This window comes from Streptomyces hiroshimensis (assembly GCF_014650335.1).
GTDB classification, from domain to species: Bacteria; Actinomycetota; Actinomycetes; order Streptomycetales; family Streptomycetaceae; genus Streptomyces; species Streptomyces hiroshimensis.
This window is the reverse complement of sequence record NZ_BMUT01000014.1, coordinates 142,751-165,175: the sequence shown is the minus strand read 5'-3', so window position 1 is coordinate 165,175 and position 22,425 is coordinate 142,751. Positions and strand designations below refer to the sequence as shown.

Annotated in this window: 15 protein-coding genes; 1 reads left to right on the top strand and 14 read right to left on the bottom strand. The window is 73.1% G+C overall.

The genetic code is table 11. The features are described 5' to 3' along the window. Positions 1-15: 15 nt before the first annotated feature. The 8 genes from IE241_RS28045 to IE241_RS28010 all read right to left on the bottom strand — a co-directional run bounded on the left by IE241_RS28045 (position 16) and on the right by IE241_RS28010 (position 13,732). Complete coding sequence (locus IE241_RS28045; RefSeq protein WP_190024646.1) at positions 16-3,867, bottom strand: beta-propeller fold lactonase family protein; 3,852 nt, start codon at positions 3,865-3,867, stop codon at positions 16-18. Then, a complete protein-coding gene (locus IE241_RS34700; RefSeq protein WP_190024645.1) occupies positions 3,864-7,265 on the bottom strand; it encodes a baseplate J/gp47 family protein in 3,402 nt (1,133 codons plus the stop codon). The genes IE241_RS28045 and IE241_RS34700 overlap by 4 nt, the downstream gene beginning before the upstream one ends. Next, positions 7,262-7,885 (bottom strand): phage tail protein, encoded by a 624-nt coding sequence (locus tag IE241_RS28035; RefSeq protein WP_190024644.1) that lies wholly within the window; start codon positions 7,883-7,885, stop codon positions 7,262-7,264. The genes IE241_RS34700 and IE241_RS28035 overlap by 4 nt, the downstream gene beginning before the upstream one ends. A gap of 107 nt (positions 7,886-7,992) precedes the next feature. Beyond that, positions 7,993-10,158, bottom strand: a complete 2,166-nt coding sequence (locus tag IE241_RS28030; RefSeq protein ID WP_190024643.1) for a baseplate J/gp47 family protein — start codon at positions 10,156-10,158, stop codon at positions 7,993-7,995. Positions 10,159-10,161: 3 nt separating this feature from the next. Beyond that, positions 10,162-10,563, bottom strand: coding sequence for a GPW/gp25 family protein (locus IE241_RS28025; protein ID WP_190024642.1), 402 nt, complete (start codon positions 10,561-10,563; stop codon positions 10,162-10,164). 67 nt (positions 10,564-10,630) lie between these two features. Next, a complete protein-coding gene (locus tag IE241_RS28020; RefSeq protein WP_190024641.1) occupies positions 10,631-12,427 on the bottom strand; it encodes a VgrG-related protein in 1,797 nt (598 codons plus the stop codon). Continuing rightward, complete coding sequence (locus tag IE241_RS28015; protein ID WP_190024640.1) at positions 12,424-13,221, bottom strand: CIS tube protein; 798 nt, start codon at positions 13,219-13,221, stop codon at positions 12,424-12,426. The genes IE241_RS28020 and IE241_RS28015 overlap by 4 nt, the downstream gene beginning before the upstream one ends. Before the next feature lie 79 nt (positions 13,222-13,300). Further along, a complete protein-coding gene (locus IE241_RS28010; protein ID WP_190024639.1) occupies positions 13,301-13,732 on the bottom strand; it encodes a phage tail protein in 432 nt (143 codons plus the stop codon). Between the two features lie 2,173 nt (positions 13,733-15,905). Here IE241_RS28010 and IE241_RS28005 point away from each other — a divergent pair. Next, a complete protein-coding gene (locus tag IE241_RS28005; protein ID WP_190024638.1) occupies positions 15,906-16,280 on the top strand; it encodes a hypothetical protein in 375 nt (124 codons plus the stop codon). Here IE241_RS28005 and IE241_RS28000 read toward each other — a convergent pair. The 6 genes from IE241_RS28000 to IE241_RS27975 form a co-directional block, all read right to left on the bottom strand. Next, positions 16,255-16,422: a DUF6760 family protein gene (locus tag IE241_RS28000; RefSeq protein ID WP_190024637.1), complete on the bottom strand. Its 168-nt coding sequence runs from the start codon at positions 16,420-16,422 to the stop codon at positions 16,255-16,257. The genes IE241_RS28005 and IE241_RS28000 overlap by 26 nt on opposite strands. Beyond that, a complete protein-coding gene (locus IE241_RS27995; RefSeq protein ID WP_190024636.1) occupies positions 16,419-16,829 on the bottom strand; it encodes a hypothetical protein in 411 nt (136 codons plus the stop codon). The genes IE241_RS28000 and IE241_RS27995 overlap by 4 nt, the downstream gene beginning before the upstream one ends. A gap of 141 nt (positions 16,830-16,970) precedes the next feature. Continuing rightward, positions 16,971-18,548: a hypothetical protein gene (locus IE241_RS27990; protein ID WP_190024635.1), complete on the bottom strand. Its 1,578-nt coding sequence runs from the start codon at positions 18,546-18,548 to the stop codon at positions 16,971-16,973. A 75-nt stretch (positions 18,549-18,623) separates the two neighbouring features. Then, a complete protein-coding gene (locus IE241_RS27985; RefSeq protein ID WP_190024634.1) occupies positions 18,624-19,787 on the bottom strand; it encodes a Vgb family protein in 1,164 nt (387 codons plus the stop codon). Positions 19,788-20,411: 624 nt separating this feature from the next. Continuing rightward, on the bottom strand, positions 20,412-21,566 hold the full coding sequence (locus tag IE241_RS27980; RefSeq protein ID WP_190024633.1) for a CU044_5270 family protein: 1,155 nt from the start codon (positions 21,564-21,566) through the stop codon (positions 20,412-20,414). After that, positions 21,563-22,288, bottom strand: a complete 726-nt coding sequence (locus IE241_RS27975) for an RNA polymerase sigma factor (protein WP_229899909.1) — start codon at positions 22,286-22,288, stop codon at positions 21,563-21,565. Before IE241_RS27975 ends, IE241_RS27980 begins: the two co-directional genes overlap by 4 nt. Positions 22,289-22,425: the final 137 nt, after the last annotated feature.

The window sequence follows — 22,425 nt, the reverse complement described above, 5'->3', positions numbered from 1 at the left end:
ACGGGGCAGTCCGTGTCAGTCCGCGCCCGGCCCGAGGAGCGCCTGGCGCGGGTCGATTCCCAGTTCCGTGGTGCCCGCCTTCGCCAACTCCGTGGTGTCGATCACCGCGACGGCGGCACCGGACTCGTCGGCCACGTACACACGCGGTTCCGTCGGATGCAGTGCGAGGGCGGCAAGCCCGACACCGGCCGGCACGGTGAAGCGCGGTGCCCCGGTCTCGGTGTCGAGGATCGAGAGCGTTCCGCTGTTCTGCGACGTCACGAAGAGCCTCCTGCCGTCCGCCGAGACCGCCACGGACTGCGGAGCGGTGATGTACTCGCCCTTCCAGGTGTGGGTGACCCTGGGCGGGCCGAGCGTGATGTCGGCGAGGCCGTCGGCGGTGAGGCACAGGGCGCTGCGGCCGTCCGGGCGGAAGGCCGCGCCGGGGCGGGCGCCCAGGTTGGGGGTGCCGCCCGCGAGCCGTGGGCGGGTGGGATCGCCCAGTTCCAGGACGTGGACGCTGCCGCCGTCTCCCCCGACGAAGGCGTAACCGCCTTGCGGGTGCACGGTGATGCTCCGGGCACCGGGCGGAAGGAACAGACCAGGTCCGGGCAGGAGGACAGGCTTGGCCGGGTCACCGGTGACGTGCAGGACGTGGAGCCGGCAGTCGTCGCCGGAGCGGGTCACCAGATAGGCGTGGCCGGTGGTCCCCGGGTGGACGGCGATGCCTTCGACGGCGGGGAGGGGATGCTGCACCGTGCCGGTCAGGGAAGGGCGGTCCGGCTGAGAGGTGTCGAGCACCCATAGGACGCCCGGAGCGCGGTCGTGGTCCCCTTCCTTCAATCCGCTGACGTACCCCCACGGCTGCGAGGGGTGGAGGGCGATGCCCGTGGGCCGTGCACCGCCGGTGAGCTGTACCGGCTCCGCCGCTGCGCGGACGGGTCGCTCGGCCGCGGACAGGTCGGCGACGCGCACCTCGGGCACGGGACCGCCGGCGTCCACCGCGTACGCGTACGCTCCGTCGGGATGCACCGCGACGGAGCAGAGGGACGCGCCGGTGTTCAGGGACGCGCCCGCGCTCAGGGCGGTCCCGGCCGTGGCTCCGTCGAGGGCCGCGGCGTCGAGGCTGTTGGCCCGGGCGATGTAGGCGTACGAAGCCCGGGGATGGAGCGCCACGGCGCGGGCACTCTCCACCCCGGCCACGGAGACAACGGGCGTACCGGTCCGTTCAGGGGTTCTGTCGAGGACGGTGATGCTGTTGCCGCCGTGGTCGGCGACGTAGGCGCGGACGCCTCCCGGCCCGCTCGCCACGCCCATGGGGTCGTCGCCGACGGGGAGCGTGCTCACGTCACGGTCGGCGAGACGAATGCACCGTACGGCGTCGGCGTGGCGGTCGGTGACGTACGCATAGATGCCGTCCTGGGTGACGGCCACGTCCCACGGCTGGGACTCGGCCGGCTCATCGACCGGGACGGGGGTGACCATGGATCCGAACACCGTGACCGTCGGTCCGTCGAAGTTGGCGATGCAGAGGGTGCCGTCGCCCGAGACCGCGGGCGTGTACGGGAGGACATCCTTGTCGAGGGGGACGGTCTTGCTCTCCTGTACGGCCAGTCGGGATTCGTCCAGCGTGAGCACGGCCAGGCATGCGGAGCGGGAAGGCACAGTCTTTTCGCCTTGGTTGACGACGCACAGGGTGCGGTCGTCGCGGCAGACGAGTCCACTGGGCATGTCGGTGCCGTGTTCTGAGGCCCTCGCCACGACAACCGGCTGCTTGTCCCCGTCCAGAGGCACTCCGTACACCGTGCCGGTCGCTGTCTGCGGTACCGGCGTCCGGAACTCTTTGTCGGCCGCGTAGAGGAACCGGTCGTCCGGGGAGAGTGCGAGACCAAGGTGGACGTGGGGCTGGCCCCGCTTGATGACGATCCTTTCCTTGAAGTCCGCCCGGCCGTCGGCGACGTCGAACACCTCGACGGAGCCCTCCGTATCGGCGTCATTGGATACGTAGAGGGTGTCTCCACTCGATGAGAGGGCCAGGCCGTAGGGGTGCTGCAAGGATTGGGATTTGGTGATGGTCCGGCGGAAGGTCCATGGGCCGTCTTCGCTGTCGCGCCCGAGAACCGACACGGTCCCATTTGTGTAGTTGGCGACGTACAGCAGCCGTTCGTCGGGCGACAATGCCAGCTCATGGGCCCCCGCCAGTCGCCCCGTCTGGGCGTCGATGACCGTCGTGTGTTCCCATCGCCCCGATGTGTCCCTGCGGAGGATGGCGATCTTCCCGCCGAACTGGTTCGTCGGAGGCTCGACGAAGTCCGCGACGTACATCGTCCGGCCGTCCTTGGACAGCGCGATGCCATCGGGGTGATCGCATTTGAGGGTCTCCGGGCCGATCGTGTACGTGCCCCCGTGCGGGTCGACGAGGGACACCGTCGCCGTGCCGTGGTCGGCGGTCACCGCGTACCGGCTGTCCGGGGTGACGGCCACGCCGTGCGGCCGGGATCCCGGCGCCAGGGCGACCGGAGTCACCCGGGCGCCTTCGCCGGTCTCCAGGGTGTCTCCCGCAGCAGGCGTCAGCAGCAGGAGGTGATCCGAGTCCGGGCTGGTGGCGCAGGCGAACGTCCGGTTCGGCGCCACGGCGGCGTCCCAGGGCTTGTGCCCGGTCCCGAGGCCGACGGGCGTGCCGGGCGTCAGGCGTTCGAGATCCAGCACCGCGAGCTTGTCGGACGCGGAGTCGGCCGCGTAGGCCCACCGGCCGTCCGGGGACACCGCCACGCCGACCGGCTTCGAGCCGTCCCCCGTGCCGATCTCCCCCGTTTTGTACGGGGCCGCGCGTACGGTGACCAGCTGTCCTGTCGCCTGGTCGGTGACGTAGGCGTAGTGGCCGCCGGGCCCGAACACGACGCCCGAGGGCACGGTCGCGACGACAAGGTCCGTGGTCTCCGGCTCCTTCTCCGGTGCGTCCAGGCGGATGGCGGTGACCTTCCCCGTGGTCTGGCTGACGACGTGGATCAGCCGGCCGTCCGGTGTGAAGGCCACGGCGACCGGGTGCGGGGCGGTCGCGACCGTAGCGACGGAGCCCATCCGGCCGCTCTCCCGGTCGAGTCCGGCGATCGCGACCGACGCCGAGCCGTAGGCGGCCACGCAGATACGGTCACCCGCAGGACTCACCACGATCGCGCGCGGCTCCGCGCCGACGGCCCCCACGGCTCCCACGGGCACTTCGACGCCCCGGGCCAGATCGACGACCTTCACTGCGCCGGTTGCGTCGTCCACCCTGACCCCGACGTACGCGAATGCTCCGTCCGGGGACACGGCGACCGCCCCGGTGGCCCCGCTCACCGGCACCGAGCCGGTCACGGACGGCGCGGCCGGGCCGGCGATACCGATCACCGAGGCGGTCCCGCCCGTCACGTCGACGGCGCAGACCCGCTCCCCCGAGGAGGCCGCTGCCAGGGTGCACGGTCCCGTGCCCACCGCGATCTCGGCCACCCGCTCGCCGTCCGCCTCGAAGACCACGACCCCGCCCGACTCGTCCGCCACGCAGACGCGGTCGCGGGCGAGTCCGGCGACCACGGAGGCCGGGCCCGGACCGGTAGGGACGGTGTGCAGCAGGACGGGCTCGGCGCCGGTCAGGTCCACCACCGACAGCGTCCCCGAGCCGTGGTCGGCGACGTAGGCGCGGGTGCCGTCCGCGCCGACGGCCACCGCGCGCGGGTTGCTCCCGACCTCGACGGTCCGCGGCGGCTCCGGGGTCTGCGGTGTGCCGAGGCCCACCACGGCCAGCCGGTCCGCCGCCCAGTCCACGGCCAGCAGCCGGGGCTCTCCCGCGATGCCCTGGCCCGTCTCCGTCCCCGTCCCCCCGTCGCCCCTCTGCTCCGTCCCGCTCATGACGGCACCTCCGCAACGGTGATCCGGTGTTCGACGGAATACACGGTCTCGCCCGGCCCGCAGTCGACCAGGTCGACGGACTTCTCGGCCGCGCCGGTGCGCGGATCGACCGGCGTCAGGGTCGCGGTGGCCACCCGGGCGACCCCGGGCACCTGCTCCAGGACCCGGAACGCCTCCCCCACGTGCACCGGGCGCCCCAGCGGCCAGCCGGTGCCGTCCGGACCGCCGCCGACCGGGCTGAAGTACCGGTACAGGGCGCGCTCGGCGGCTGCTCCGAGGGCGGCACGCTCGGAGGCGGTCCGGTAGTCGGTGGGCACGATGCGGGCGTCGATACGAATGCCCCGGTAGCCGGGCTCCACCAGCCATACCGGCACGCCTTCCGGCTGGCAGGCCCGCAAGGAGCGCCGCAGCGTGTCACGGGCGTCGCGACCGGGCGTGAGCATGTGGAACGGGAACCATCCGCGTTCGTCGGTCGTGACGAAGGGGATGACCATCAGCCGTACGCCGGCCTGGGTGCTGCCGCCGCTGGTGTCGGTGTAGCCGTTCTTGCCACCTGCCGTGAGGGAGGTGTTCGACACGCCCAGCACTCCCTCCACGGCGTGCTTCAGGCTGCTGATGCCGCCCTGAGGGATGCCGTTGCCGGCCGCGCCGAGGGTGACCTTGTACGGGCCGCCCGCCGTGATCTTCGTGCCTTCCGGCAGGGGAACGGCGCCGTACTGGTGGTTGCCCGTGGGGCCGTCCGTCTTGGGGCCGAAGTGGACCTGGCCCGTACTCGCGTTGACCACCACGTGCTCGTCGTCCGGCATCGACTCGGCGAAGGAGGGGACGGTGTGCCAGTCCCCCGCGCCGACGCGGATCGGCGGGGGCTGGCCGTACACCGGCGCTTCCAGCAGCGAGAAGACCTGGCCGGGTTCGCCCTTCGAGGCGACCTCCTTGTGGCCCGTGCTGTGCTCCTCGAACTGCACTGCCGGCACGGCCGATGTGGTGCCCGAGTCGGCGTACACCGTGTACGTGGTGGCGTCGTCGCCCTGGGGGTCGAGGATCTGCACGGCGATCCAGCATGCGGCCTCGTCCGCCGGGAAGCCGGACCCCAGGTCGGCTACGGCCTCCTGCGCCGTCGTGGCGAGCTCGCCCCGGCCGACCGCGGCCAGCCACCGTGCGGAGGTGCCCAAGGGGACGGGGTGAGCGTTCACGGCCGCCACGCCCTTTCCGCTTCCACCGCCCTCGCCCCCGCCCGCGCCCGCGCCCGCGCCCGTGACCAGCTGCGCCGACGAGGACGCGTAAGCAAGCGGGGAGGCGGTGTCCCACCAGGGCTCGCCCTTCCTCGGGGCGAACACGGACACCGCGATCCGGCCCTCTGACCGCCGCCGCCCGGCCCCGGCCCCGGCCCCGGCCCCGGCCCCGGCCCCGGCCCCGGCCCCGGCAGGAGCCACCCACAGCATGAGGTTCCGCAGGTCGTGCGCCTTCGCGATCCGTACCAGAGCGAGGACCAGCTTGCCGCCCGTCGTGAAGGGGCCGGAGAAGCCGGAGGTCGCGTAGTCCCCGGCGGCGAACATCTCGGCGGCGCCCGTGGTTTCGGCGACGAGACCGAGGGATGCCGCGCCCATGGGCTCGGGGGATGTCCGCACGGCCGACTCGGTGGTCGTGAAGACCACCTTCCCGTCCGCCGTCGTCACCTGAGTCCCCGCAGGCACCTCCGGCACGCCGGCCGCGACGGTGAACCGGACTTCCGTCGTCGCGGGCTCCCACGCCACGTAGTTGCGTGCCGGGTCGAGCGCGTCGTCGGGCACGTCCCGCAGGTGGTGGATGCGGGCCATGCCGGCCGAGGCGGCCAGGGCCAGCTGCTCGTAGTCGCGCGGAACGACGGCCCGTTCGGGCACGGGCGAGCCGAGGGGCAGTCGGGTTGCACAGGCGGCGGCGCTCTCGCGCTCCGTTCCTCCGACGGCGGGCGCAGGATTCGTCACCGAGGAGATGTAGGGCAGCGGTGTCCGCAGCACGGTGATGGTCCGCGCGGGCACGTTGCCCCGGGCGCCGCCGCCGGTCAGGTAGCGCCGTGCCCGGACGACCGCGCCCGGCGGCAGCGCCGCCCCGTGCTGCCGCGGGCCGCGGGCTCCGGCCACCACGGGCGCGAAGACGGCCTCGCCGGTGCGCGGGTCCAGGGTGAAGTGCCGGTCGCCGGGCCCCGATCCGGCGAGCGAAGCGACGTGCGTCCACCGTTCGGTACGCCCGCCGGCGGTGGCCTCGACGACGAGGGGGTCGGTGGACCGCGGCATCGGCGGGTGGGCGAACCGCAGCCGCTCGCCGGGGGTGCCGGACGCCGTGCCGAGCACCTCGTCCTGGACGAGCCGGGCCTGGACGACGGGGACGGGGACGCTCAGTACGGGGACGAGTGCGGCCTCGGCCAGGGGGCTCTGTCCCGGTTCCGTCCGGTAGCGGATCAGGCCCACGTCGCGGAGCCGCCGCGGCGCGTCCTGTTCCTGCCCCGGGTGCGGATCCGGCTCCCGGCCGGTGGCCGCCGCGCCCTGGTGGAGGAGGAGCTGGGCGGGCGCGTGGGCGGGCGGAAGGTCGAGCGTGACCCGGCCCGGGCGGTCCGGCCCGGTGACGCCGTCCGCCACGACGCGGCAGGAGGTCCAGTGCGTTCCCTGCCAGGCCTCCCACCGGCCCTTGACCGGGGCGCTGTTGCCGCCGGGCGCGGGGACAGAGGCCTCCCCCAGCCGGACGTCGAGCGTCAACCGGATGCCGGGCACGGGTACGGAGAGCACGACCAAGGCGTAGGAGCCGCTGCCGGAAGGACGGACAGGCTCAGGACCGAGGCCGTCCGTAGCGTCCCCTGTGAGCGGGAAGTCCGCCGCGTAAGGGAGGTTGAGGTGGAAGGGCGGGCCGGCGAAGGCCGGGCCGGCGAGCTCGACGGGATCGTCCGCCCCGGGGCCGAGCCCGGTCAGCGTGCCTTCCAGGATCCCGCTGCCCGTCGCCCGCTCCAGGAAGTCGCCGGCGGCGAGCAGGACACAGGGGTTGAGCACCGCGTCCGTCAGGGTGCTGAAGACGACCGGCTCCTCCTCCCCCACCGGCCGCGTGGCCACCTCCAGCCCTGCGGGGACGACGACCGGCTCGGGCGGCGGTGCGGCGAGCCGGAAGACGACCTCGGTCTGCGCGGGCGCAGGCTGGTACGGCCGCACGCCCAGCATGCTCAGCACCTGCAGGCGGCGCTGGTCGGGGGCCAGGTTGAGCCGGTCGCGCAGGGCCACGACCATGTCGGTGCAGGTCTCGATCAGGCCCCGGCCGGGGTCGGTGCGGTCCTGCCCGCTCCAGACGCCGACCCTCCGGCGTACGGCGGCGACGGCGGTGGCGACGACCTGGTCGCGGGTGCGCCCGTCGTACTCGGGTGTCGGCAGACTCATCCCTGCTGTGACCTCTCGTCAGGGGCGGCAGAAGTGCCTTCGGGGCGGCCGCGCCGGGCCTGCCCGGTGTGCTGTGCGCTCTTCCCGTCGCCGGGGTCGCTGAGGACCGCGACCTTGAACGGCAGGTGCGCGGGACAGTGCGCGCGCACCAGGCGGGTGAGCCGGTGTTCGAGGGCCGTACGGTCCTCCTCGCGCCCTGCGGTCAGGGTGACGGTGAGCATGCGGCCCGCCCGGGGCGGCCGGTGGCTGCCGGTGAAGACGCCACCGGGGTCGTCGATGACGAGGCGGTCCCAGCCGTGGATCTCCTCGGCCTCCAGCAGCAGCCCGTACGGGGTGCCGCGGTATGCCGTCAGCCGGGGCGCCAGATCGACGGCCTTGCGGCGCTGGACCTCGGTCCAGCCCGGTTCGACCCGGGCGCCCGTGATGCGGATCAGCCAGTCCAGGAAGGCCGGTGGCGCGCGCCACGGGTCGAGGACGGCGTCGAGGCTCTCGATCCGCTCCTCCGCCGGGGCCATGGCCTCGCCGATCGCGGCGGCGAACGCCTCCACGACCGTGTCGCCGGAGTAGACGGACGGCAGGCCGAGCGGGCGTCCGGTGCGGGATTCGGGGTGCGGATCCATGTGCGATGCGGTCCTCTCTTCCGGGGTCCCGGCGCGCCCGGCGCCGGGCCCTTGTGGTCAGCCCTGGGGGCAGCCGTTGTGCTTAAGGTCTGGAGCCAGTCCTGGGGTCAGTCCTCGGCTCGGGCCACGGTGATGTCCACGTCGCCGAGCAGCACCAGGCCGCCGTCCGAGACCTCTACGGACGTGACGACCCGGCCGTCCCGCTCCGCGCCGCCCTCGGTCAGGCCGACGGCGAGCGTGCCGCGGAGCTCCGGGAGCGGTTCCAGCGCGCCGAACACATCGCCCGCGTGCACCCTGCGCCCCCACGGCCAGCCCCGCCCGTCCGGTCCCCCGGCCGTCGGGTGGAAGAAGCGGCGCAGGGCCCGTTCGGCGGCCTGCCTGGCGCGCTCCGTGTCCTGCGGCGTGCTGCTCCAGGGTCGTACCGTGGCCGTGATGCCGAAGCGGTGGTAGCGGGGCGGGCCCGCGCCGAGCCGTTCGCCGAGCAGCCGCGAGGACCCGACGACGTCACTCACCCGCGCGAGAACGTCCTCAGGGATGTCGAACACTCCGGCGGACGGCACCTGCGCCGGGTCCCCGTCCGTACGGGGTACGAGGAGGACGTGCAGGAGGGCGTCTTCGGGGCGCCAGAGGGCGGGTTCGGTCCGCGTCCCCTTCATGAAGAAGAACACGCCGTCGAAGACGGCCACCGCGTCCGGGGTGTCCTGGCACTGCGGGGAGAGGCCGGGAAAGGCCTCCGGGATGCGCGACGTCACGCCCCTGCTGCCGTCCGCGGGCTGAAAACCCGGGCCGCCGGGGGCGTCGGCGGGGACGTGGACGTAGGCGCGGTGAAAGAAGATCTCGCCCTTGAAGAAGAACAGTTCGTAGGCGTCGGGCACGTCGGGGTCGGCCAGCACGGCCACCTCGTCGAGGTCCGAGCCGAAGGCCTCCGGCAGTCCGGGGAACGCCTCCCGGACGTCGCGCGGCTCCTGCCCCTCCCCGTCCCACAGGCACCACGGCCCGAAGAACCACAGCCGTGGCTCCTGTTCGCCGAGGCGGATGACGGCGTTCAGGCACTTCGCCTCCTGGACCGGTGCCGGTACGTCGTCCTCCACGCCCGCGGAGAGGGGCCCGTCCCCGCCGTCCTCCGTCCCGGGTCTGCGGAGAGGCAGCGGGCGTGCCGTGATGGTGCCGTTCTCGTCGTAGTAGTGCACGGCCCGCTCCGGGCTCCGGGCGGCGACGGCGCAGGCCAGGACCTCGGCCGGGCGCGACGGCAGGTCGAGGGCGGCCGGTACGCGGGAGTCGGTCGGGCGGGTCATCGCCGTCACCCGCACCCGGGCCAGGCCGTCGACGTGCTCCTCGATCAGCTGCTCGTGGTCGGCCGCGGTGACCGCACTCCGCAGGGGGGCCAGGACCAGTCCGGCTCGCTCCAGCGCCTGCCGCCGGTCCTCCGCGTCCCGCGCGGGGGCGACCACGGCGTGGACGACGGCGCTCAGCCCGGCCGGCGACGCGATGACAAGGGACGTACCGACGGGGAGGCTGCCCGCGCTGCCCCGGTAGGCGGCGTACTCGGCGCTGATCGGCGCGCCGGCCGGTGGCACGGCCCCGTGCTGCTCGCTGCCGCCCTCCGCCGGAACCAGCGGCCCGAAGACGACTTCGCATGCGGCGTCGTCCCACCAGTGAACCGGCTGTTTGCAATCGGCCTCGGCGAAGGTACGGACCCGATGCCATTCCGTCGTCCCGACGCGGACGGTGACCGGCGGCCCGAACGGCGGGTCCGGGACCGGTGCTCCGTCGCCCCACGGGCGGTGCGCCGTCGCGAACCGGCTGCCGGGGGAACCGTCGGCGACGCCCAGCACCTCGGTGTGCGTGACGGGGTGCTCGACGGCCTCCACGCGCCCGGAGGCCTGCTGCTCCGCAAGGGTCAGCGGCGCGGCGGTGCGCAGGACGACGGCGTCCTCGCCGCCGCCGGCCCGGACCTCCGTGCCCTCCGGGATCACGCAGGAGGGGAAGGAGCCCTCGCGGGAGAACTCGACGACGACGCGGGCCGGAGAAGCGGGCAGCGGCGTGATCCCCATGAGCCGGAGCAAGGCGGAGCACTGCCGGTCCGTCATACGGTCGATGCGATACGCCAGTTGATCGGCCCGTTCGGCGCAGGCTTCGATCAGGGTGACGCCGGGGTCGGAGACGTTGTGGTCGGTCCACTCCGGTACGCGCTCGGGGAGGGCGCGCTTGGCGGCGTCGACGAGCGGCTGGAAACGCAGGTCGTCGAGGTCGGGGACGGGAACGATGGACATGGGTCACTCATCCGGGGATTCGCCGGGCAGGGTGTAGAAGGGAAAGACGAGGTTGCGGGGTTCGTTGGTCGCCCGCAGCCGGTAGCGGATGTCGATGTAGAGCACGCCGGTGTCCTCGGAGTCCGTGCTGAAGAGGAGGTCGTCGACCTCGATGCGCGGCTCCCACCGGTCGAGGGCCTGGCGCACCTCCACGTCGGCGCGGGCGACGGTGGTGGCGTCGACCGAGTCGAAGACGAGCCGGTGGATGCCGCAGCCGAACTCCGGGCGCATGGGCCGCTCGCCGGGCGCGGTGGACAGGATGATGCGGACGGCCTGCTCCACGTCGTCGCTGCCGCTCGCGAGGCCGACCCGGCCGGTGCCGGTGATGACGGCGGGGAAGGCCCACCCCGCGCCGATGATGTCCACGGTCCGTCCTCTCCTGGTCTCCTGGTTTCCTGGTTTCCCGGAAGGTTCACCGGTGCCCGACGGGGCGTCAGTTGATGTCCACGGTGTCGCCCGTGATGGTCGTCTTCTTGCCGTTGAGCTTGAGCTCGCCCTTGCTCTCGACGGTGACGGTGGCGCCTTCGAGCCGCAGTTCCCCGCCGCCGCTGCCCTCCGCCTTGACGGTCACGGTGCCGGCTTTGATGACCACGCTGCCCGCCTCACCTGCGTCGATCGTGAGGGTGCCGTCGCCGCGCCCGTCGAGCGAGACCCGTACGGTCTTCTCGCCCTCTCCCGCCGCGAGGGCGATCGTGGTGTCCTTCCGGTCGAGGTGGGTGGTGAGCTTGCCGTCGCCGGTCAGGAGCCGGACGCCCTGGGGCCCGTCGGTGGTGCTGAGGAGTTCGAGGCGGTCCCCCGTGCGGGAGGCCAACGAGCGGCGGTTGGCGCGCCCGGTGTCCGCGTCGACGAGCGGCAGGTCGTGCTCGGTGGGGGCGTCGACGCCGTTGTAGAGGCCGCCGATGACGTACGGCCGGTCCAGCCGCCCGTGCTCGAAGCCGACGAGGACCTCGTCCCCGGCCTCCGGCGCGAAGACGCCCCCGCCGCCGGCCCCGCCCCACTGGACGGTACGGATCCAGTCGGTCACGTAGTCCTGGGAGAGCCAGGGCAGGCGCAGCCGTACGGCGCCGCGCCCGCCCTGGCCCGACTCCTTGGTGTCGGTCACCACGCCCACCGCGACGCCGAGCCCGCACAGCGGCGGCGGGTACGGCACCACGGGCGGGGGCAGCGGGCCCACTTGGACGTGGGTGCGGTAGCCCTGTTCGCCGTCGAAGACGTGACGGCAGGCGGTGACGGTGTACTTGCCGGTGAACGGCTCGCCCACTCCGGCCAGGGCGATCGGCACGCCGGCCCGCAGCTCCGGGGCGCCCGCGGCCTCGGCGGAGAGCTGCGCCATGGCGGCGGCCGCCTCCTCCGCCACCCCGCGGGCCGCGATGTCCACCTGCTGCGCGGCGGTGTAGGGACGGCCGCTGACGAGCAGCCCGGCCGACGCGCCTCCGAACGCGCCGCCGAGCTGCCCGGGGGTGACGCCCACGCTCAGCCGCTCGCTCCGGCCCGCACTCGCCGTGGCGGACAGCGCCGCCTTGGTGTCGGGGTCCCAGCCGCGGACCTCCACGTCGGCGACCTGCCCCTCGGAGGACACGGCGGCACGCAGCGCCATCAGGTTCACCCCGTACTGAAGGACGTACGGACTGCGGTCCGCTCCCGTGGTGGGCGCGGGCGCGCCGCTCGCTGCCGCGGGGCGGGTCATGTGTACGGTGCTGCCCTCGACCGACAGGCGCAGTCCGCGCTGGTCGGCGAGGTGGGTGAGGAGCTCCCAGTCGGTCAGGTTGGGCTGGGCCAAGTGCTCGATCCGGGTACGTTCCGCGTCGACGGTGCCGGTCTTCAGCCCGTGCCGGCCCGCGGCCGTCTGCGCGACCTCGGCGACGGTCGTGTCGGCATAGGCGGCCACGCGCCGCCCGCGCATCAGCCGGTGCCCCCGGTCCATGGCCCGTACGGTCGTGAAGGTGCCGTCGCTGTCCACCTCGGTCTCCAGCGCGGTGACCTCCCCGTCGAAGATCTCCGCGCGGGCGCGGCGGCGGGCGGCGGCCACGGAGACCGTCATGGGCGAACCGACCTTGATGCCGGCCGCCGCCAGGAGACGGTTGCCGGGATCCCGGAATCGCAGGCGGGCACGGGCCGGTGCGCCCACGGCGGTGTCGACCACGGCCTCCACGAGCCGGTCGGCCCACAGCTCCTGCAGAACGGAACCGAAGGCGATCACCGGCTCGGCCGCGTACAGCCTCTGCGTCACGCGGGACCTCCTACGGTGCGGTCCTCCGCGGTGCGTGCCTCATCGCTGTGCGCCCCACTGGTGCGTGCCTCACGGGTGCGTGCCTCCGCGGCCTGCTCCTCCAGGACCGGCAGCACCAGTACGGTGCCCGGCGGCACCCGGGAGGGGTCGTCGACGGCGTTGGCACGGGCGATGGCCCGCCAGCGGGTGGCGTCGCCGTACGTCTGCCAGGCCAGCCCGGCGAGGGTGTCGCCCGCGACCACCCGGTGCGAGGCCACCGGCCCGTCCGCGCCCGACGTCGGGTTCTGCCGCGGCGTCGAACCGCCCACCTCCTCCAGGGAGACGTTGCAGGTGGCGCGCAGCGGCGTGCCGTCGTGCCCGAACCGCGTGTACGTCGCGTCGACCTGCGTCACCAGCGCCAGGAACGCCGTCGTCCGGGAGCGTCCCCACTCCAGCCGCACCCACGGCGCGGAGGCCGGCTTGGCCGTGGTGCTCGCGGAGGTGGGGGCGCAGCAGTCGAGCAGCTTCTCGACCTGGTCCTGCACGCTCGACCGGAAGTCCCCCGCGTCGAGGAACACTTCCAGCGTCATCGTCCGCGGCTGCGCACCCACGAACTGCGCCTGGGCCGCTTCCCCGTTGGACGGCGCCCTGCTGCGGTCCCAGCGGGCCTGCTTGCCCACCTGGACGCGGTCCGGGTTGAAGTGCAGCCGGACGCGCCCGCGTTCGGGACCCGGGGTGTTGCCGGTGCCCGTCGGCGGATCGTAGATCACGAGGGCGGCCCGTACCGGGGCGCCTCCCAGCAGCTCGGACAGCATGCGGTCCTCTCGGAGGGTGTGTGCGGGCGGGGCCGGGCCGACGGGTACGGCCCAGCGTGTACGGGCCGGCTGGTACGGGTCAGACCGTGATCCCCAGGAAGCCGTTGTGCGTGATCTCCAAGGTCTCCCGGGCCGGCTGGGACTGGTCCACGTCGAACGTCGGACCGCTCCAGCGCACCGGCAGGACCCCGTCCAGCAGCCACCGCACGATCGGCTGCCGGTCCGGGCCGAGCGCCACGAGCTGCCCCGGGAGCCGCACCGGCTCACGGACCTGCTGCTGCAGCCAGGCCCAGATGAGGACCGTCTGCTGGGACAGCGGCCGGGTCAGCACGACGTTCGTGTAGCGCAGCCGGGTCGGCAGCTGCCAGACGTGCCCGTTCATCCCGCCCTCGACGCGCTCCTCGACCTCCATCGCGCAGCCCAGGCCGTCACAGGACGTGAACGAACCCAGCGCGTGGAGGCCGATGGAGAGCTGGAAGTGGGAACTGACGGCGAACGGCTGGTCCAGCATGTGCGGGGGCTCCGTCGGGTCGGGGGCGGGGGCGGCGGGTTGCTAACGGGGATCGGCGGATCCCCAGGGGAAGGGAGCGGGGGCGGCGGGAGCGGGGGTGGGCTGGTCGTACGCGAACGGGCGGGACCGCTGCGCCCGCCGGGCGCGGGGTGACGCCTCCAGGGCGGGGAGTACGGCCTCGGCCAGGAGGTTCGTGTGGCTGCGGGCGACTTCTCGGGCGACTGAGGCGGTGTCAGGGATGGCGACAGGGGCGGGGCCGCTGATCGGAGACCCGGGTGAGGGCGCGGTCGTGGAGGGCGGGACGGAGATCCCGCCTCCATGGGGCGGCGTCGCACCGGGGCCGCCGGTGGGCGGAGGCGCTGCGAGAGGCATGGCGGTACGGGGCACCTCCCGCAGGGGTTGACCGATCCCCAGCCGTCGGGGGGCGGAGTGGGGCCGGGGGCCGTTCTCGGCGGCCCGCCCGGGATCGGCAGCGGCAGCGGCAGCGGGAGACAGCCTCATGCCTACGCGCGGGGGGCCGTCATTGCGAGCGGGCGATTCCGGGTGGGAATCGCCCGGGAAAGCGGTGCCGTGGCCGGGGAGCGGCGGCGGGGAGGTCATGTCCGCATGCGGAAGGCTCCAGGGAAACGGATCGGTCCCGGGACCGGTCCCTGCAATCCACCCGGGGAGGGGCCTCGGGCCACCTAGCCCACCGGAGACGGCCGGAGGTTCTGCGGCTGGTCCTGAACCGCTGGGCCCGGCCTCCGCGGCGGACCCTGTACGGATCCCGGCACCGGGGCCGGAGCCCATCCGTCTCCCTGTACCAGGGCCGAGGCGGGGGCTTGCAACGGGCCCCACCGGTAAGCCGAATGACGCGCCGGATTCACCGTCGTCCCCGTGGCCGGTACCGCGCAGGGGAACAAAGCCCGGCCCTGCACCGGGACCGGAATTCACCCACCCCCCGACCCCCAGGCCAAAGCCGGTGCCTGCAACAGGCCCCGTCGACAGGCCCGGTGCAGCACCGGATTCGCCGAGGCCGTCCCCGTGACCGGTGCCGCGAGGGGGAACAAAGGCCGACCCTGCACCGGGTTCACCAGGAACGTCCCCTTGGCCGACACCGGCACGGGCAGCAGATCCCCACCCCGGCCCGACGCCGGAGCCGGAGCCCGTCCGTCCCCCGGCACCCGGGCCACGACCGGTCTCTACGAACCGCCCCGAAGGTGAGTCGGATACCGGGCCGGAGAACTCTCCGGAACCCTCCCCATGGCCGCCGCCTGGATGAGGGACAGGCCCGAAAACGGGCCCAGCGCCGAGGCCGGTGCCTCCAACAGGCCCCGCCTGCGAGCCGTTTTCCACGCCCGGCGAGCCCCGACGCCCCCCGGCATCAACGCGGGGAACCGACCCCGTACCCGCCCCCGTACCCGGCCCGGCGCCGGGGCCCGCTCCAGCCGGAGGAAGGGGCACAGACGGAGGCAGCGGACCGTGCCCGCCCCCGGGGCCGCTCAGAACGGCGCCGGCCCCCGCATGGGCACCGGCCGCCCCGTCGTCACGTCTACGGCCGTGCAGAGGCTCCGCCGGCGCCGAGGCGGCTCCCTCGCGGAGACCACGACCTAGCCCGGGAGAGCCGTCGGCGACGGCCGCGCTCGCGTCCGTCCCGGGAACCGCCCCGGTATCCCGGCCGGGACGGGAGCCTGCAGCGGGATCGGGGCGGCCACCGGCCCTCGGGCCCGGCCGACCGGCACGTACCGCGGCTGTGGCCCTGGTCGTGGCCGATCCTCCGGCCCCGTCGCCGGCCGGACCCCCCGTGACCCCACCACGACCTGCACGTATCGCGGCCATGGCCCTGGTCGTGGCCGATCCCCGGCCCGCGTCGGCAGCCGGACCCGCCGCTGTCGCACCCCGACCGTGCCCGCCGGGCACAGCCACCCCGGCGGCCTCACCCGGCAGCCGACCCGACGCGGGCGCGGCCGTCGCGCCGACCGGCGTAGGAACCCCCGGCGCCTCCGCCCACCTCCCCCGGCCCCCAAGGGACTTGAGCGCCGATCTCAGCACGTCACGCCGCCCCGTCCGAGGCAAAACCGAAACGTCCGAGACCTCGACAGAGGCGCCAAGAGCAGTCTCAGAGGCAGCCTCAGGAGAGCCGTCAGCACCGCCGCCCGTGGCCTCGCCCAGCACCCCGTCAGGGAGCATCGGTATGCCGTCCACCACCGCGTACGGCAGCGCCGAAGCGACCGATGCCCCGCCCGGAGGGCTCCACCGCGGCAAGGCCGCGAACGGCCCCTGCGCCGCCACCCCGGCCAGCGGCACCGCACGCGGCAGCAGACGGCCGGCCGTCGTGACGGTCGGCGCCGGGCGCCACGCCGCGAGTTGCTCCCGGAAGGCGGCAGGCCCGCCGGCGCCCAGGACCGGCAGCCGCACCAGCCCGACGGGCGCCAGCGTCCGCCACTCCCCGCAAGGCCGCTCCGGAACGGCGGGGGCGGCCACGACGACCGGGGCGGAGTCCTTGCGGACGGTGCGGGGGCGGCGCCACCGCCCCATCGGGTTCACCGCGCACCCCGCCCCTCGGTGAGCGCGGTGTTGATCCCGGCGATCTCACGCACCCAGGCGCGCCGCTCCTCGTGCGGCAGGGAGAGGAGGTCCTCGTATCCCCAGTGGAAGTGGTAGGCGATGTACGCCACCTCTTCCCGGAGCCGGTGCGCAGGGTGCGTCATGCTTCCCCCAGGCGGCCACCGGCCACCACGCCGGGCACGGCGAAGCTGGTGCCGCAGGACGGGCAGGCGACGGCGCCGTGGCCGGAGTCGAGGCCGTTGATGCGCCGGTAGAAGTCCTGGAGGTAGGCGAGGTCCGTGGCGAAGAGCCCTTCCACCACGCCCGCGTGGATGTCGGTCACCGTTCCCAGGCGGGTGATGACGAGGCTGAGCAGGACGACCCCGAGATAGGCGGGGTTCTCCCGGACACGCTGGTCGATCAGTGGCGAGAGCTCGTCCCGGGCGGTGGCGAGCCGCATGGCGCCGCGGCGGTGGACGGTTCCTGCGGCGTCCACGTAGCCGTGGGGCAGTTCGAAGTCGAACTCGGTGCGCAGCGGGGATCCGTTGTCCTGCGATCCGGTCTGGGGCATGGCGGTGCGGTTCCTCCATCGGGCATCGGGCGTGCGGCCACCGGGCCGTCGGGGCCGGCTTCCGCCCGCCCACCGGCGCCAGCAGGCGTACGGACGGACGGAAGCCGGGATGTCGTTCAGCCGTTCAGCACATTGCGGTCGTCACTCGATGGTCTGATCGAGCAGGAGGCTCACCGCGGTCTTGACGACCCAGACCCGCACCGAGAACACGCCGGGCTTGTCCCCGGCGGTCAGAACGGGCGACTCGACCGAACCGTCGGGCCCGCTCTTCACCTTGACGGTGTCCTTTCCGCCCGGGAACGACGCCACGTTCTCGCCACGGATCTTGAAGGTGACCTCGGCGCCCTCGACGGGGTTGCCGTTCTTGTCCTCGACGACGACCTTCATCGGCTCGTCGAAGGACTTGCCCGCGGGAACCGTCTGACCCGCTCCCGAGACGTAACGGACGTGGTCCGCGACGCCCCGCTCCGGAGTGACGACAAGCCGGGAGAACGAAGTCACGGCGTCGGCCTCGGTCCAGCGGGCGGTGACGACGCAGGGCCCTTCCTTGAGCGCCTTGAGCAGCGAGCTGGTCGCCACACCGATCTGGTCCGCTTCGGACCCGGTGTAGCGGATCTCCGTCGACTTGCCGTTCTCGAAGACGGCCGACCCGGCCTCGACCGAGAACTCGATCCGCTGCTTGGCCACGGGCGTTCCGTCCAGCAGCGTCGCCTTGACGACGAGCGGCTCGGGGAAGCGCTGCCCCACCTCGGCCGTCTGGTGGTCGCCGGACTGCACGGCGAGCCGGTGCCGGGACACGCGCTGCAGGGCGTTCTCCCCGGACAGGGCCACCCACAGCTGGCCGTCCCCGGCAAGGGCGAGGCCCGACGGGCGAGACCGGGAGCCGGTGGAGATCACCGACGCCGTGCCCTCCCCCGGCAGGACGTACCCGATCGTGTCCCCCTCGACACTGGCGAACCAGAGCGTGCCGTCGCCCGACACGAGGAGCCGGTGGGCCGGGGAGGGGATGTCGATCTGTGTGAACCGGTGGTCTTTGACGGCGTACCGGTAGAGCCGGTTTCCGGGGGTGGCCACCCACAGGACGTCTCCGGCGGCGCTGATCGCCAGGTCCTGGGCCTCAGCGCCGACGCTGATGGGCTCGCCGAATCGGCCCGTGACCATGTCGTAGGCGAACACGGCCTTGCTCTCGGGGGAGCTGAGCCACACCTGCGTCGGGTCCTGCTCCGCGACAGCGATCCCGTACAGGCCGGCGAAGTAGACCTGGGACGTCTCGACGCCTCCCCCGGGCTCCAGGAAGACCAGCACATTCCGGTCCGCGAGCGGGGCGACGAGCACGGAGCCGCCGTGCTCGTCCTCAGCGAGGGCCAGCGCCCGGCAGCGGGAACTGCCGCTCACGGAGCGGACCTGGTAGTTGCCGTCCTGGTCGCACCGGACGAAGGCGGATTCGCCTTCCCTGGCGACATACGACCACACACCGTGGCCCGGCCAGGAGAGAAGGGAATCCGCCCGGCCCGCCAAGCCGAAGGCCGGGGGGAAGAGCGTGTTGCTGTGGCCGCGGGGATCGAGATATCCCATGCCGCCTTCGGCCGTCACGAACCACAGACGGTTGTCTTCGACGTTCCATGTCAGGTCGACGGCTGCGCCTTGCAGAGGAAATTTGTCGCTGTCGCTGGTGGAGGTGGGCGTCACGGGGGTTACGGGTGTCACGTCGGCCGGCATTCTGCTGCTCCCTCCGGGGGAAAGACATGGACCGGCTGACGGACCGGCGGCGGTCCGTCAGCGGCGGGGAAGGCGTTACGCGGGCCTGACGTGGAGCGTCGTGGCCACGTGCGGCTCGGTGTCCCCGAGGCCGACGCTCAGAAGCGCCTCCTCCTCGAATTCCCCGGCGTACACGGGAGGCAGGCAGACACGGCCGCGCTGGTCGGTCAGGATCACCCGTTCCCGGGTGTTGTCCTCGAAGGTCGCGCCCTCCGCCTCGATGCGACAGGTGAGCGGGATGCCCGGGATCGGCCGGCCGCCGGCCACGTACTCGGCGACGAGCGGCGCGTCGACGTGCTCCTTGGAGTGCAGCACGGTCTCGGTGTGGGACACCACCTGGGTCCGGCCGAGACGGGTGGGCGCTCCCAGTCGGGCGATCGCGGTGGGGTACCTGCCCAAGGTCTTCTTGTCGGGGTTCGTGTACCAGATGTTGCCGTCGCTGCCGACGCAGATCCCCTTGGCCTTGCCGCCACTGGGGAGCCGGATGATGGTGCCCTCCTCCTCCATCTGACCGTCGAACACGTGGATCCCCTCGCTGGAGGCGACCCAGACCTCGCCTTCCGGGGTGAACGTCAGCTGCTGCGGGACAGCCGTGCCCAGGTTCCGCTCCTTCGACCGCCCGGTGGCCAGGTTGATCCGGATCACCTGGTTCGGGTTGGTGGCGGTCACCCACACCGCTTCCGTGTCGGCCTTCACGTAGAAGGGCTTCTGCGTCGCCCCGCCGGGCAGGATGATGCGCTCCCAGGTGCGCTCCCCGGGGCCACGCTTGTACAGGCCGTTGTCGGTGCGGGCCGGAGTGGTGTTCGCCTGACCGGTGACCCAGTACGTGTGGGTCTTCCCGTCCGCCTCGGTGCTGACGGCCACGTCCCAGAGCCACGTGTTGTGCTCGACGACCATCTTCTCGACCTGGCCGGCGCCGGACTGCGTGATTGGCAGCACGCCCACGTACTTATGCACGGGTTCGGCGAACAGCAGGCTGTACTCGTACGTCGGCTCTCCCGAGCCGCCCTTCTTCGTCGTCTCGAGTGCGATGCTCTCCGCCTTGGCGTCGGGCTCCAGCGGATAGAACGTGACGGGGTATCCCGCCGTGGTCAGCATCGACACGATCGGGTCCTGCTGCTGCGGGGGCGCCGGCGCGGCGAACCACACCTTGGCGGCGCCGAGCGGATCCTTCATGATCCCCGCGGAGAGCCGGGGCATGTGTGAATGGTTCGCCGGGCTCAACTCCCCCGGCCGCAGAGTCTTGACGCCAACGACACACCCACTGCCCGTGGTGGCTGTGTTGGTCGTGGTGACCCAGAGTTTGCCGTGGTTGCCGGCACACACCGAGTGCGGTGCGAATGTGGTCCCGAGCCCAAGCGGGAACTCCTGAATGCCATCTGTCACAGCGCGCTCCGTCCGGTTCTTCTGGTTGATGCGTGAACTCATCGACAGCGCACAGGACAGAGCACACCCATTGCAGGTGTGACGAAGAGGCAGCCGGATTTCGATGACCCACGCAGGGGGCGACTCAGACCGGTCGAGATTATGCCGTCAGCACTCCCCCCGCATCCGAGCGAACCAGCCACCCAGGAAGGCAAGTTGCGGCTTCCGGACAGTTCGACAGCCGCCCGGCGTCCCGTTGCACGTTCCACCTGCAAATGGAGACATCCGACATGCCGAGTTCCGTATCCGGCATCGTCCCGTCATGCCGCCAGGCTGCTGTCAAGAGCCCCGTCACCCGGGTGGCATACGGTGGTGCGATGTGGCCGAATTTCCCCGAAGAACGCTTTCATGCCCAAAAATTTTGTCCAATGACGCGAAACGACCCGTCCGGCCACGACCTCATTGCGCCACCGATGCGGGAATCTCGCCGACACGGCCGACCGCGGCCTTCGTGAGGACCGCGGAGGTGCCGACGACGGTCCCGGCCGGGCCCGCGTCGCCCGCTTCAGTGAGGACCGTACGTTCACCGAGGAACGCGTATGTGTTCCGGTCGAAGACCCACTGCGTTTGCCGACCGTGTGCCGTACGGGCGACGGCAATGCCTTCGCGGCCCGCGGCGTCGGCGACCGAACGGACCACCGTGACCCCGGGGATCTTCGCGGCGGCCTTGTAGAGCGCGGCGCTGACCCGCGGTGGCGCCCAGGTCTCGGCCAGCAGGTCGCCGATCGCCGCGAACGCTCGCTGATCCGAGTCCCGGTCCGGGTCCGAGGCCGGATCCGAGGCCGAGGCCGGGGCCGGGGCTCGGCCTCCCCCGCGGGTCTCGTCGTAGATCAGCTTCAGCAGGGCGTCGGGGTCGGTGGGCAGTGAAGCAACGTACTGGTGGGTCGGGTCACTGATCGACGGGCCCTTGCGCAGCGTGGTCGGCCGGGGCGTCGCCCCCGGGCCGTCGAGGGCGTAGACCGGAGCGTCGTCGCCGCCGAGCGGCGCGTCTGCGCGGCCTTCCTCGCGCAGCAGGCCGGGGCGGCTGCCGTCGGCGGACAGCCACACCTGACGCGTGCGCACAGGAGCCATGGCCACGGAGCCCCCCGCGGCGCTCTGCGCGGCGTAGGCGACCTTGCTCTCGACGTACACGAACTGGTCGGCACGGACCGTCGGCTGTGGTGCCGCTGCGGCGGCGAGGGCGATGCGGTCGAGGAGCCGCGTCGCTTCGGGGGTACGGTCGGCACCGTCGCGCCCAGGGACCGCGGGGGCGCCGCGCCCGGACGTGTCCGCGAGATTCACCGCCACGATGCCGCCGACGGCCAGGGCGCAGGCGACCGCCGGGGCCATGACCCGGACGGCCAGGCGCCGGGGCGGGCGCAGGCGCGAGGCCCGGGCGGCGAGGCTCCCACGCGGTGCGTCGGTGGCGGCCTTGCGCAGCAGTGCTTCCTTCAGCAGCAGTTCACGGTCGGGGTTCAGGCCGGGGACCGGTGGTGGGGGCAGCAGGTCGGTGAGGCCGAGGCGTTCGGTCTCCTCGGACCCGTGGAGCGGACGTCGCCGCGGGGTGGTGTTCATCCGTGGTTCTCCTGGGTCAAGGGCCGGGCCAGGGGGATGCGGCCCGCTACGGGCATGTCGGGGGTGGCGGAGACTTCTCCAGGGGCTTCTTCGAGGACTCCTCCGGAGAAGCCCCCGCTGTCCGCCGCACGAGGCCGCTCGGCCACGTCCCGCGAAGACCGCGAGAACCGCGAAGCCTGCGAGCGCGCGGTGCGGGCTTCGGCGTCGGCGAGTTCGCGCAGCCGAGTGCGGGCACGGGACAGGCGTGACCGGACCGTACCGACCGGCACGCCGAGTGCCTCGGCCGCCGCCGCGTAGTCCAGGCCCGCCCACACCACCAGAGTGAAGACCTCCCGGTCGCGGCGCCGCAGGCGGGCGAGCGCGGCGTGTGCGGCGCGCAGTTGCTCGGTGTCCGCCATGTGCGTGACGAGGTCGTCGGCGAAGTCGGGAATCGAGCCGCGTTCCGGGACACGGGCGAGCGCGATGTCGCGGAGCCGGCGTGCGCGTGCGTTGCGGCGCATGATGTTGGTGGCGATTCCCAGCAGCCACGGGCGCAGGCTGTCCCCGTCGGGCCGCACGCGCTCCCGGCCGCGCCATGCCTCCAGGAAGGATGCCGAGACGACGTCCTCGGCCTCCGCCCAGTCGCCCGTCACCCGCAGGGCGTAGCGGTACAGCACTTGGGCGTGCTCGTCGTACAGCTCCGCCAAGGCGTCGCGGTCTCCGCGGCGGAAGCGGTTCCTCATGAGTGATTCCACATTCTGCTCTGCCACGTCGGTCGCACCGGTTCCGGTGACGTGCACCACAGGAGCCGTCCGGGCGGCAGCAACAGCACCCTTTCAGTGACGCAGGCCACAGGAACTCCGGCGCCCCGCGGAGCAGT

What these genes read in the sequence shown, in the direction of transcription:
- IE241_RS28045 (WP_190024646.1), bottom strand. Translation starts at nt 3,867, where the DNA reads ATGAGCGGGACGGAGCAGAGGGGCGACGGGGGGACGGGGACGGAGACG.
- IE241_RS34700 (WP_190024645.1), bottom strand. Translation starts at nt 7,265, where the DNA reads ATGAGTCTGCCGACACCCGAGTACGACGGGCGCACCCGCGACCAGGTC.
- IE241_RS28035 (WP_190024644.1), bottom strand. Translation starts at nt 7,885, where the DNA reads ATGGATCCGCACCCCGAATCCCGCACCGGACGCCCGCTCGGCCTGCCG.
- IE241_RS28030 (WP_190024643.1), bottom strand. Translation starts at nt 10,158, where the DNA reads ATGTCCATCGTTCCCGTCCCCGACCTCGACGACCTGCGTTTCCAGCCG.
- IE241_RS28015 (WP_190024640.1), bottom strand. Translation starts at nt 13,221, where the DNA reads ATGCTGTCCGAGCTGCTGGGAGGCGCCCCGGTACGGGCCGCCCTCGTG.
- IE241_RS28010 (WP_190024639.1), bottom strand. Translation starts at nt 13,732, where the DNA reads ATGCTGGACCAGCCGTTCGCCGTCAGTTCCCACTTCCAGCTCTCCATC.
- IE241_RS28005 (WP_190024638.1), top strand. Translation starts at nt 15,906, where the DNA reads ATGCCGTCCACCACCGCGTACGGCAGCGCCGAAGCGACCGATGCCCCG.
- IE241_RS28000 (WP_190024637.1), bottom strand. Translation starts at nt 16,422, where the DNA reads ATGACGCACCCTGCGCACCGGCTCCGGGAAGAGGTGGCGTACATCGCC.
- IE241_RS27995 (WP_190024636.1), bottom strand. Translation starts at nt 16,829, where the DNA reads ATGCCCCAGACCGGATCGCAGGACAACGGATCCCCGCTGCGCACCGAG.
- IE241_RS27990 (WP_190024635.1), bottom strand. Translation starts at nt 18,548, where the DNA reads ATGCCGGCCGACGTGACACCCGTAACCCCCGTGACGCCCACCTCCACC.
- IE241_RS27985 (WP_190024634.1), bottom strand. Translation starts at nt 19,787, where the DNA reads ATGCCCCGGCTCTCCGCGGGGATCATGAAGGATCCGCTCGGCGCCGCC.
- IE241_RS27980 (WP_190024633.1), bottom strand. Translation starts at nt 21,566, where the DNA reads ATGAACACCACCCCGCGGCGACGTCCGCTCCACGGGTCCGAGGAGACC.
- IE241_RS27975 (WP_229899909.1), bottom strand. Translation starts at nt 22,288, where the DNA reads ATGAGGAACCGCTTCCGCCGCGGAGACCGCGACGCCTTGGCGGAGCTG.